The 12,446-nt window shown below is 64.4% G+C and carries 8 protein-coding genes; 2 read left to right on the forward strand and 6 right to left on the reverse strand.

Annotated features, from left to right (window positions below; genetic code table 11):
• Positions 1-10: 10 nt before the first annotated feature.
• Both QX071_RS20285 and QX071_RS20290 read right to left on the reverse strand, forming a co-directional pair.
• Complete coding sequence (locus QX071_RS20285; protein WP_315704452.1) at positions 11-1,276, reverse strand: glycosyltransferase family 87 protein; 1,266 nt, start codon at positions 1,274-1,276, stop codon at positions 11-13.
• Between the two features lie 111 nt (positions 1,277-1,387).
• Entirely contained in the window at positions 1,388-2,704 is a 1,317-nt protein-coding gene (locus tag QX071_RS20290; protein WP_315704453.1) for a trypsin-like serine protease, read from the reverse strand.
• A 598-nt stretch (positions 2,705-3,302) separates the two neighbouring features.
• Here QX071_RS20290 and QX071_RS20295 point away from each other — a divergent pair.
• Both QX071_RS20295 and QX071_RS20300 read left to right on the forward strand, forming a co-directional pair.
• A complete protein-coding gene (locus tag QX071_RS20295) occupies positions 3,303-3,635 on the forward strand; it encodes a DUF2946 family protein (protein WP_315704454.1) in 333 nt (110 codons plus the stop codon).
• A 182-nt stretch (positions 3,636-3,817) separates the two neighbouring features.
• Complete coding sequence (locus QX071_RS20300; RefSeq protein ID WP_315704455.1) at positions 3,818-6,328, forward strand: TonB-dependent receptor; 2,511 nt, start codon at positions 3,818-3,820, stop codon at positions 6,326-6,328.
• Between the two features lie 150 nt (positions 6,329-6,478).
• On the opposite strand, the gene ahcY is transcribed toward QX071_RS20300, so the two are convergent.
• From ahcY to QX071_RS20320, 4 genes are all read right to left on the reverse strand, one after another.
• Complete coding sequence (gene ahcY, locus QX071_RS20305; RefSeq protein ID WP_315704456.1) at positions 6,479-7,885, reverse strand: adenosylhomocysteinase; 1,407 nt, start codon at positions 7,883-7,885, stop codon at positions 6,479-6,481.
• A gap of 241 nt (positions 7,886-8,126) precedes the next feature.
• A complete protein-coding gene (gene metK / locus QX071_RS20310; protein ID WP_315704457.1) occupies positions 8,127-9,323 on the reverse strand; it encodes a methionine adenosyltransferase in 1,197 nt (398 codons plus the stop codon).
• 54 nt (positions 9,324-9,377) lie between these two features.
• On the reverse strand, positions 9,378-10,727 hold the full coding sequence (locus QX071_RS20315; RefSeq protein ID WP_315704458.1) for a hypothetical protein: 1,350 nt from the start codon (positions 10,725-10,727) through the stop codon (positions 9,378-9,380).
• Positions 10,728-10,978: 251 nt separating this feature from the next.
• Positions 10,979-12,097 (reverse strand): cobalamin-independent methionine synthase II family protein, encoded by a 1,119-nt coding sequence (locus QX071_RS20320; RefSeq protein WP_315704459.1) that lies wholly within the window; start codon positions 12,095-12,097, stop codon positions 10,979-10,981.
• Positions 12,098-12,446: the final 349 nt, after the last annotated feature.

Here is a 12,446-nt window from a genome sequence, read left to right on the forward strand (position 1 = left end):
GGCAGTCGTATCAGTTTGCGGCCGGCTCATTTGCGAATGTCAGTGCCTTGCCCGCCTGCCGTTGCGCGCGATCGTACCCCACGGCCAAGCGGACCAGCAGCGCGAACACCGGGATCAGAAATGGCGGGCCGAAGGTCAGGTCGGTGTTCTTGCCGATCGAAGCTGCGACCAGCGGCAGCAGCAGCACCGCGGCCATGGCCGCCCTGATCCAGGCTACCGGCGCCTGCGGCCGCCTCTCCTCCGTGTGCAGCCAGACCACGACGAAGGCGCCGACCACCAGATCGTAGTGCTGCAGATAGGGAATCGCGAGCCAGGTGCCGACGATCAGCAGGGCGTAGCGGATATGCCGCGGATGGTCGCGCCACCATGACCATGCCACGACGCTTGTCGCGATGATGGCGGAGACGGCCTGACAGCCGTAGGCGAGTTCGAGGCTTGCGCCGAAGCGGCGCGCGAAGACAAACACCGAGACCATCAGGCGCCAGATGTCGGTGCTGTCCTCCAGGATTGCGACGCGCAGGATCGGCAGGTTCCTGAGATAGTCGGTCCACGGTTCCAATCCGAATGCGATCACGCTCGCGGCAACGAGCATCAGCACGGTGACGCCGCTGGACACGAGCGCGCGCCATTGCCGACCAGCAAGCAGCGCCACCGGCAGCATCAGCGCCAAATGCGGCTTGAAGGCGAGCAGGCCGAACAGCATGCCCGCCAGGACCGGCCGGCGCTCGAGCAGCACCAGCCCGCCACCCAGCAGCGCGGCGGTCAGGGCGCCGTTCTGCCCGAGCATCGCGTTGATGAATACCGCGGGCGTCGCCAACGCCAGCAGCAGCACGCCCTCGCCGCTCGCGGCCTTGAGCGCGCGATAGAATGCGTACCAGGTGCCGATCAGCCACAGGCCCAGCGCCGGCACGTAAGGCAGCAGCGCCAGCGGCAAGGTCAGCAGCAACATCACCGGCGGATAGGAATAATGATAGAGGTCGAGCGTAGGCCCCACCACTGACTGCTCGAAGGCATGGAATCCCAGGAAATCGTAAGCCCTGGCCGCATGACCTTGCAGCGCCACCGCCGCTCCGGACCAGTAATTGATGAAATCGTCGCCTAACGGGCGCTGCACGCCGTCGGTCAGACCGAGGCGTGTTTGCCGCAGCAGGTCGACGACATAGACGACGCTGGCCGCAGCGATCCATACGCGCGCGAGGCGGCGCAGCCGGTTGAGATCGCCCAAGGCTCCAGCGGCCTGCGGCGCCCTGTGAGCCGAATAGTCGAGCGAACTCATGGCCGTACTCCCGAGCGATTGACGCTGAGGAGCCATGCTAGCGTGAGGGTTTTAGGAGTCCCTTAACTTGGCGGGCGAAGGCGTGGCGCGCGAACGCCGCCACGCCGCCGATCAGCGCGCCGGCGCTGCTTCGGTGGAGATCTGATCCCTGACCGCAGCCTCGAACCGGCTGGCGGAGGGGGCAAACGTCACGCGTGTCTCTTCGTGGAACGAGGAGAAGATGCCGATCACTGCAATGGTTCCGTCGATATCGGCCAGGATTGGCGAGCCGGAATAGCCATGGTTCGCCAGGCAGTGGAGGATCAACAGCCGCTCGTCATTAGTGATGTCGGCGCGGCAATTGCGCTGCTCGGTCGGCGAGTAACGCCGTTCCTCGCCGTAGCCGATCTCCGAAATCCTCCCGGCCTCGGCCACGGTGCGCAGCTGCTCTCGCGTCAGCGCCTTCACGGCAATGGGCCGCGACGGCAGCGCCTGTTTGAGAACGATCAACGCCCAATCCGCCGGGGCTCGATCCAATGTCCACTGGTCCAGCGGGGTCGGAACGAAATCCCTTGCGACGATCAGCCGCTCTGCCGCCGCCGACGCGGCCGGCGTCCCCTTGTCCATGCCGAGAAGAAAATGGACGTTGCCGGGACTGACCGGCGCGGTGCCGTTGAACAGGCAGTGCGCGGCCGTCAGCACCAGCCGGGGCGCCACCAGCGTGCCGGTGCACCAGGCGCCGTTCGAATAACGGGCCACCGTGACGACGCCGATCGCGGATGCCGGCCAGGCGGTGGGATCGACGATCGCGCCGAGATGCCGGTCTAGGCCGAGCAGATCCTCACTGCGCGGACTGGCGATGCTCGCGACGCTCGATTCGAGCTTCGGCTTCCATTGCGTCATGATGTCCTGGGCCTGCGCGCGCTCGGCTTCGGTCAAGGCGAGCCGCTGTACCGCGCGGCCGGCCGTGCGCACCCCGGCCTGGCCCGCCATGACGACATAGGCATAGCCATGGACCACATCCTTGGACACGCCGCGGCCATCCAACAGCATCAGACCGAGCATGTATTGCGATTGGGCAAATCCCTGTGCGGCCGCGCGCGCGAACCAGCGCGCAGCTTCCGCGTCATCGATCCGCACGCCTTCGCCGTTCACATAAGCCAGGCCAAGGAAATGCTGGGCGATGGCAAGCCCCTGCTCCGCGGCCTTGCGATACCAGCCGGCCGCCACGGTCGGATCGCGCGGCAGGCCCCAGCCATTGGCCTGCATGAAGCCAAGATCGAACTGCGCGCGCGCATCACCCTTTTCGGCCAGCGCCGACAGGACTTTCAGCGCGGGCGCATAGTCGCCGCCGTGGGCCGCAGCCACGGCAACGTCGAGCTCGGCGGCGTGCACTGGTCCGACGAGGCCGAGAAACAAGATGAGGAGTGCGAGAGCCCTGTTCTTCATATTGCCTACCAGCCGAACACACACCTTTCTCGGCACCGAGATTGACCAGTTCATGTCAATGCGAGGCGACTTGCAATCGATCGGAGGAGATTATGTGAATCCGGGTACCAAGGACACCGACACGGCGGCGCAGCGGCGCCACCGCCCCGCCTATCGCGCCCCGCCGCCCCGGCCGCATTGCGCATGTCATCGGCCGATAGCTCTGCTCGCCGGGATGGAGCTGCGCCAGCCAGCCGCGCGTCATTCCACGGCCGCAGCTACATCGCGATTGCGACTTATTTGCAATCGTCCCATGACGCTCAGCTTCACTGGGTTTGCACATGAGGTGAAGCTACCTTCACTGTGGCAGAATTGATCCACCGGCACAGGAGTCCACGAAGCCTCGCGTGCTCCATTGCCAATTCGATGCGCGCTCCTGTAGGAAAATTCGAAGGGGGAGCGTCAGTCAGTGGCTCGACGGGGGCGTCAACTACACAGGATCGAAACAGTGAGGCGCAAGGCACGCTTGCGCACGCTGTGGCGTCGCGAGTTGGTCGCGTCCGCTCTCGCGCATATTTCGATCCTACGAACGGCGCGATCGCGGCTGTGCAGTTCACTCGTGTGGTTCGCGGCATGGGCGCTGATCTTCCAGTCGACCCTGGCGTTCTGCGCGATGGGCGCGGCCGTTTCGGGCCCCGACGTCACCGCCGCAATCATTTGCCAGAGCAGCGCTGATCATTCGGCGGCCGACGATAGCGATGCAGCCGCCAAGCAATGTGCGAGCTGTCCGTTTTGTGCGCTCGGACGCAGCGTCACGCTCCCTCAAGCCTCGATCATCGCTCTGCCGATCCCGGTTGTGGTGGCGATTCTGGTCGGGCGCATCGATGTCATATCGCCGCTCCCGCCTGCGCATGACCTGCCTGTCGCCCGCGGGCCGCCGGCGACCGCCTAGGCTGTCTCTTCCACACATCTGAACGCGTGACGATGCGGCCGGCATCAGCCGGACGAGCTGACTGCTGCTGTCTCGCGGCAAGCTCGGCCATGCCTGCAGCCGCGATGTCGCGACCACTTTTCACGAAGGCCACAACGCGCCTGCCGCCCTGCGTCTTCCTATCCGGAATCCGAGATCCCATCATGCACCACCGTTCCACACCCGCCCGGCGCCGATTGCTCCGTTCGACCGCCGTGCTGACATCGCCGGCACTGCTGGCCTTCACCATGCCGGACCTCGTGCTTGCGCAAGACGAAGCGCGGGGTCGCGCAGCCGCGACACTGCCCCAAGTGATCGTCACAATGCCCCAGCACGGCCCGGCCCGCCGACCGGCGATCCGCCGCCGGGGCGCGCATGCCACAGCAGCAAACCCGGCGAGCCAGCCCAATCCGACACCGCCGCCCGCGGTCTCGCCCGACGGCATCGCCACCCCACCCGGCAGCACCTCGGTTGAAGCGGGCGACATCCTGGCGAAGCGCGCCACGACGAACGACACCGCCGCCCTGTTCGCGGACGTCCCGGGCGTCAGCCTGTACTCGGCAGGCGGCGTATCGAGCCTGCCCGCGATCCATGGCCTCGCCGACGACCGCCTGCGCATCAAGGTCGACGGCATGGACACCATCGCCTCGTGCCCCAATCACATGAATCCGGCGCTGTCCTACATCGATCCCAGCCAGATCGCCGCGGCCAAGGTCTGGGCAGGCGTCACGCCGGTAAGCGTCGGCGGCGACTCGATCGGCGGCACCGTGGCCGTCACGTCCCTGGGGCCAACGTTCGCCGCGCCCGGTCAAAGCCTGCTGACCAAGGGCAATATCGGCACGTTCTACCGCAGCAACGGCAATGTGCGCGGCGCCAACCTGTCGGCGACCATGGCGACGGAGAACTACAGCGTCAGCTACAGCGGCGCGGCCGTCAAAGCGGACAACTACACGGCCGGCGGCAACTTCAAGAACTTCGTTCTGAGGAGCGCCATCACGCCCGTGCTCCCTCTCGACCAGGTCGGCTCATCCGCCTACGAGACCCGGAATCACCTGCTGGGGATCGCCTGGAACAAAGACGGTCAGCTGATCGAGTTCAAGGCCGGCATTCAGGAGGTCCCCTACCAGCTCTATCCGAACCAGCGCATGGATATGCTCGGCAACGACGCCTACAGCTTCAACCTGCGCCATCTCGGCAGGTTCGACTGGGGCGAGCTGGAGACCCGGATCTATCATCAGTCCGTCCATCACTACATGGATTTCGGCGGAGACCGGCTGTTCTCGTACGGCACGCTAACGCCGCCGAACACGACCGGCGCGTCCTACCCGGTCAATGGCATGCCGATGTACACGCGGACCAAGACCAACGGCGCATCGTCCAAAGCCGATATCGAGCTGTCGCCCCGCGACGTGCTCCGGGTCGGCGTCGACCTGCAGACCTATCGTCTCGACGACTGGTGGCCGCCGGCACCCGATTGCGGCGTGGGCAACTGCATCGGCGGGATGGCGCCGCTGACGTTCTGGAACATCAATAACGGCAAGCGGGACCGCGCCGGTGTCTTCAGCGAGTGGGAGGCCAGATGGAACCCGGCCTGGCTCTCGCTGCTGGGCGTGCGGTTCGAGCGGGTCGAAACCGACACCGGCCCCATCGTCGGCTACAATACCAGCACCACGCCGCTGACATCGGGCTTCATGTCCGGCATGTATGAGACGAGCTCGGTCGGCTCGCGCGCGGCGTTCAACGCCATGGATCGTGCCCACAAGGACAACAATGTCGATCTGACGGCTTTGCTTCGGAACACGCCGAACGCCAATCTCACCTTCGAGTTCGGCGCGATGCAGAAGACGCGTTCGCCGAACCTCTATGAGCGCTATTCGTGGTCGCGCAACGTGATGGCGCTGGAGATGAACAACTTCGTCGGCGATGGCAACGGTTATCTCGGCAATCCCTATTTGAGGCCGGAGGTCGCCCACACCGTGAGCTTCACCGGCGCCTGGCACAGCGCCGACCACGAGGCCGAGATCCGGTTCACGCCTTACTACACCCATGTGCGCGACTACATCGACGCTGTACAATGGAGAGCCGCGACGAACACCGCCGCCGTCCCTGCCGTCGCCAACCAGTTCGTGATCATGAAATACATGAACCAGCAGGCGCGCCTGTACGGATTCGATCTGTCCGGCAAGCTTCCGCTCGGCCGGACTGAGATCGGCGAGTTCGGTCTGAAGGGGGTCCTCAGCTACACGAACGGCAGGAACCTCGATACCGGAAGCGGCCTCTACAACATCATGCCGCTCAACAGCAAGCTGACGCTCACGCACCGGCTCGACGGCTGGGACAACGGTGTCGAGCTCGTGATGGTGAGCAGCAAGTCCGACGTGTCCGCCGCCCGCAACGAGCTCAAGACCCCGGGCTACAGCCTGGTCAACCTGCGCAGCAACTACACCTGGCAGAAGCTGCGCATCAGCTTCGGCGTCGAGAACCTATTCAACAAGCTCTACTACCTGCCGCTCGGCGGCGCTTATCTGGGCGAAGGCGCGTCGATGTCGTTCAACAGGGAGGCCGGGACCGTCGGCCCGGTCGGCAGCGGCGCATCGGGCACCGCGAGCATGTGGGGCACCGCCGTTCCCGGTCCAGGTCGCTCGTTCTATCTGGGTGCGAACCTGGAATTCTGACCTGACCATTCGGACCAATCCGGACCGTTACCGTCCCGGACCTGACAGAACCGAATGAGATCGGCAAAAACGCCGATGGCCGGGACGAGCCCGGCCATCGTGAGAAATCGTTCCGGGGTCGCTTCGCGTCCCGGAACGACGATCACCTGATCAGTAGCGATAATGGTCCGACTTGAACGGGCCTTCCTGCTTGACGCCGATATAAGCCGCCTGGTCGGGGCGCAGCTCGGTGAGCTTGACGCCGATCTTGGCGAGATGCAGCCGCGCCACCTTCTCGTCGAGCGTCTTCGGCAGCACGTAGACCTTCTTCTCGTACTTGCCCTGGTTGCAGAACAATTCGATCTGCGCCAGCGTCTGGTTGGTGAAGGAGGCCGACATCACGAAGGACGGATGGCCCATGGCGTTGCCGAGGTTTACGAGGCGGCCTTCGGACAACAGGATCATGCGCTTGCCGTCGGGGAAGGTGATCTCGTCGACCTGCGGCTTGATGTTGGTCCACTTCAGGTTCTTCAGCGAGGCGACCTGGATCTCGTTGTCGAAATGGCCGATGTTGCAGACGACGGCGCGATCCTTCATCGCGCGCATATGCTCGATGGTGATGATGTCCTTGTTGCCGGTCGCGGTGACGAAGATGTCGGCGCGCGGCGCGGCGTCTTCCATCGTCACGACCTCATAGCCTTCCATCGCCGCCTGCAGCGCGCAGATCGGATCGACCTCAGAGACCAGCACGCGGCAACCGGCCTGGCGCAGCGAAGCGGCCGAACCCTTGCCGACGTCGCCGAAGCCCGCGACCATCGCGACCTTACCCGACATCATGACGTCGGTGCCGCGGCGGATGCCGTCGACCAGCGATTCGCGGCAGCCATAGAGATTGTCGAACTTCGACTTGGTGACGCTGTCGTTGACGTTGATCGCCGGGAACAAGAGCGTGCCGGCCTTCTCCATTTCATAGAGGCGATGCACGCCCGTGGTGGTCTCCTCGGAGACGCCCTTGATGTTCTTGGCGATCTCGGCGAACCAGCCCTTCGGCTTTTCCTTCAGGAGCCGCTTGATCAGCGCGTAGAAGATCTCTTCTTCTTCTGAGCCCGGCTTGTCGAGGAAGGCGGCGTCGCCCTTCTCGGCGCGCAGGCCGGCATGCACCAGCATGGTGGCGTCGCCGCCGTCATCGAGGATCATGTTGGGCGTGCCGCCGCCGTGCCAGTCGAACAGCTTGGCGGTGTAGTCCCAATATTCGGTGAGCGTTTCGCCCTTGACCGCGAACACCGGAATGCCGCGTGCGGCGATCGCTGCCGCGGCGTGATCCTGCGTCGAATAGATGTTGCAGGAAACCCAGCGGATGTCGGCGCCGAGCGCTGCCAGCGTCTCGATCAGCACCGCAGTCTGGATGGTCATGTGCAGCGAGCCCGCGATGCGCGCGCCCTTGAGCGGCTGCTTCGGGCCGTATTCTTCCCGCGTCGCCATCAGACCGGGCATTTCGGTCTCGGCGAGCGAAATCTCCTTGCGGCCGAATTCGGCGAGCGAAATGTCCTTGACGATGTAGTCGGTGAAGGCGGTCATGTGGGTTCCCTATATTCTTCCGAGCGGCTCTTGCTGCGCGACCGGACTGCAATCCGTTCTCGTCATGCCCGGCCTTGTGCCGGGCATCCACGTCTTGGCTGCAACAGAAGAAAGACGTGGATGGCCGGGACAAGCCCGGCCATGACGGCTTAGGTGTGTTGCAGCGGTCTTCTCAAACGACAAAGTCACAACTGCGCTTCCTGCAACCCTCCCCACCGGGGAAGGGTCGCAGCGCGAAGACTTACACCGCGCGCTTGAACGGCTCGACGAGGTCGGTCTTCTCCCAGGAGAAGCCGCCCTCATTGTCGGGCGTGCGGCCGAAATGGCCGTAGGACGAGGTGCGCGCGTAGATCGGACGGTTGAGATCGAGATGGCTGCGAATGCCGCGCGGCGTCAGATCCATCACCTGCGCAGCCGCCTTCTCGAGCTGATCCTCGGAGACCTTACCGGTGCCGTGGGTGTCGATATAGATCGACAGCGGCCGCGCCACGCCGATCGCGTAAGCGAGCTGCAGGGTGCAGCGTTCGGCAAGCCCGGCGGCGACGATGTTCTTGGCGAGATAGCGCGCGGCATAGGCCGCGGAGCGGTCGACCTTGGTCGGGTCCTTGCCGGAGAAGGCGCCGCCACCATGCGGGGCCGCACCGCCATAGGTGTCGACGATGATCTTGCGGCCGGTGAGGCCGGTGTCGCCGTCGGGACCGCCGATGAAGAACTTGCCGGTCGGGTTGATGTGCCAGATCGTGTCCTTCGTGATCCAGTCCTTCGGCAGCGCCTCGCGAACGTAAGGTTCGACGCGCTCACGCACCTGCGCCGAGGTCATGTCCTCAACCAGATGCTGGTGCGACACCACGATCTCGCGCACGCCGACGGGCTTGCCGTTCTCGTAGCGCACCGTGACCTGGCTCTTGGAGTCCGGCCCCAACACCTTCTCAACTCCGGAGTGACGCGCTTCGGAGATCAGGCGCAGGATCTTGTGGGCGTAGAAGATCGGCGCCGGCATCAGATCCGGCGTCTCGTTGCAGGCATAGCCGAACATGATGCCCTGGTCGCCGGCGCCCTCTTCCTTGGCTGCGCCCGGCTGCAGCGCGTCGACGCCCTGCGCGATGTCGGCCGACTGCGGATGCAGGAGGATCTCGATATCGCAGGTGGCGTGATGGAAACCTTCCTGCTCGTAGCCGATGTCCTTGATCGCCGCGCGCACCACGCCCTCGATCTGCTCGTTGGTGACGGACGCAGGCCCGCGCGTTTCACCCGCGATCACGACCTTGTTGGTGGTGGCGAGCGTCTCGCAGGCGGCGCGGATCTGCCACGGATCGATGCCGGCCTTCGGCCCCTCGCGGTAGAACAGGTCCACGATCTCGTCGGAAATCCGGTCGCAGACCTTGTCCGGATGGCCCTCGGAAACCGACTCCGAGGTGAACAGATATGACGCGCGCATCAAGCAACCCCTTCTTCGCCGCCCACGGCGGTCATTGATATTGATCCCGAACCGTCAGTCGCGACGCCGCGAGATGACGTAGGACTCGTCGTAGAACCACAACCCGTTATGCTTCCGCAGCACCTCCCTGGCGGCATCGAGCGCACGCGCGCTATTGGCGATCTCCGTCAGGCGGTCTTCCTCGATCTGGGCGACATACACCGCCGCGTTCCAGGCTGCAAAGGCCGTCGAGGTTCCGATGGCGCCGGTGACCTCGTTGGGCAGAGCTTCCATCTCATACCTGAAAATCGAGCGATTGTCCGCATAGGCATTAAAATTTAAGTCTCGCCCACTGGACCCCAGCTCGTATTTGACCGCCCGCAGCAGTTCATGGCGGCTGACCGAGAAAGGATTTTCTCCGGGCCACACCGCCTGGATGATTTCCAGGCCCGGATCCTGGCCATGGGAGTGGATTCCGATCAGCCGGCCGCCCGGTTTCAAGGCACGCGCCAAGGGGGCGATGATCCTTTTGGCGCGGAAGTTCACCGAGGACCGGGCGCGATAAGGCTGCGAGGCGATGACGAGGTCGAAATTGGCCTCGACCCGGCCGGCGCGCGGGACGATGGCATCGAGCAGGAAGCGATGGTCCTCGCGATAGAGCACCAGCGCCACCGGCCGCTCATAGATCGGCATGCCGGTGCGCGGCGACACCGAGGCGCGCCAATTCTGCTCGAGAAACGGCTTCAGCGCCGCGATCTGGGCTTCGAATTCGCCTGACGAATCGCCCTGCAGCACGACTTCATGCCAGATCATGCTGGCTGCCATCGCCGGCGACTTCGGGGTCAGCCACGGCGCCTCGGCGTAGTTCATGTTGGTGAACACGAACACGCTGGCGGGATGCTCGTACAACCGGTCCGGCACCTTCTCCAGCGTCAGCCGGACATCCTCCAGGCTGAGCTCCTTGCCGGCGACATAGAATGGAATGTGCGGAAAGCGGCCATGCATGGTCCGCAGCACCTTGGACAGCACGGTGCCGTCGCCGACGCCGGCATCGAACACCCGCAAAGCCGGCGGCCGCGGGTGGATGCTGGCAAGCTCGAGCCCGACCCGCTCGGCCACCACCCGCTTCTCGCTGCAGGTATGGACGAACAGCAGGTATTTCTGCCGGTTCTCGAAGAAGCGGAAATTGCTACGCGGATCGCGCTTCTCGGCCACGACCTCGAGCCGCGGAGGCGGCAGAGTGCCGGTCGAGGCCGCGATATAGGCCTGGATGCGATCCAGCGTGTCGATGGTGATGCGCTTGCCCTCGCGCAGGCGATGCACCAGCTTGCCATCGTTCACCGCGCGCCGGCCGAACGTCGATTCCGCCATGTCGGACTGGCGGCAGAACTCCGAAATCTGGGCGAGCAGCTGGTCGTTCTTCATCGGCCGGAGGCGTGGGATTGGAGAGTGGGCAACGCCCGATCAAGTCTGCGTCCTAGCACCTTCTGCCCACCGAGGGAATGGCTGATTCCGACCCATCCAGTCCTGCAGACAGCCCCCTTAGGGAGACACTAGGGCGCGGCTTGGGCCGCCCTCCAAACAAAAGCGGGACCGGAGAAATTCCGGTCCCGCTCGGGTCTCAGATGCGGTCGGGTGATCAACGCGGGTTTACCCGCCGATCACTTCCCTGCCGATCACTTGCCCCAGATTTCCTCGGCAAGCTCGACGCAGAGGCGCAGCTTCGCCCACTGCTCTTCCTCGGAGAGGATATTGCCTTCCTCGGTCGAGGCGAAGCCGCATTGCGGCGACAGCGCGAGCTGCTCGAGCGGCACGAACTTGGCCGCCTCTTCCATGCGGCGCTTGATGTCGTCCTTCTTCTCGAGCTCGCCGACCTTCGACGTGACGAGACCGACCACGACCACCTTGTTGCCCTTGGGCAGGAAGCGCAGCGGCTCGAAGCCGCCGGCGCGCTCGCTGTCGTATTCCAGGAAGTAGCCGTCGTAATTGGTGTTGGCGAGCATGGTCTCGGCCACCGGCTCGTAGCCGCCGGAGGAGATCCAGGTCGAGCGGAAATTGCCGCGGCAGACATGGGTCGTGATCACCATGTCGGCGGGCCGCTCGGCGATCGCGTAGTTGATGATGCGCGAATAGATCTGCTGCAGGCCGTCCGGATTGTCGCCGCGCTCGCGGGCCTTCTTCAGCTCGTCCTGCGAGCACAGATAGGCCCATACCGTGTCGTCGAACTGCAGATAGCGGCAGCCGGCGTCGTAGAACGCCTTCACCGCCTTGCGATAGGTCTTGCCGAGATCCTCGTAGAACGCGTCGAGATCGGGATAGACATCCTTGGAGATCGACTTGCGGCCGCCGCGGAAATGCAGCACCGCCGGGGAGGGAATCGTCATCTTCGCCGTCACATGCGCAGTGTCGGCGTGCTTCTTCAGGAAGCGGAAGTGGTCGAGCATCGGATGATCGGCCGGGAAGTCGAGCTTGCCGATCACACGCACCGCGTCGTGCCGGGTCTGGACGCCCGTGAACTGGATGCCGGCATCGGGGTGGAACAGCTCGCAACCCGTCAGCTTGGCGAGGAAGTCGAAATGCCACCAGGAGCGGCGGAATTCACCGTCGGTCGCCAGCTTCAGGCCGGTCGAGGCCTGGCGGTGCACGACCTTTTCGATCTCCATGTCCTCGATCTTGCGCAGCTCGTCGGCGGTGATTTCGCCCTTCTCGAGCTTGGCGCGGGCGTCCTTGATCTTCTGCGGGCGCAAGAGGCTGCCGACCTCGTCGGCGCGGAATGGGGGCTTTGTGCGTTGCATTTGCTCACTCCTTGGAAAGGTCGACGCATTGATATGATTATTGGATCGGCCGACTGATCTGTCTTTGATCCATGTTGACGTTGCGTCCCCAGGTCCGGCCGCCGGCCATCCCCGGGCTGCGCCATCACCTACCGCGTATCCGTTCGGTATACAATTCCGTTGAGAGAGAATGGCCAAGCGGCTCCGGCATACCGAAGGCCCCATTGGGCGCGGTGGGTGATTCCGCCAATTCTGCTGCAGGTTCGACCATTGCGGCGCTCCCTGCCTGACCCAGCGACCGGTGAGAGAGCCCTCACCTAGCCCGCGACAATGATCGCCTGAATACCGAATGCGGCAAGTTGCGTCGACA

Source organism: Bradyrhizobium sp. SZCCHNS1022, assembly GCF_032484835.1.
Taxonomy (GTDB): Bacteria; Pseudomonadota; Alphaproteobacteria; order Rhizobiales; family Xanthobacteraceae; genus Bradyrhizobium.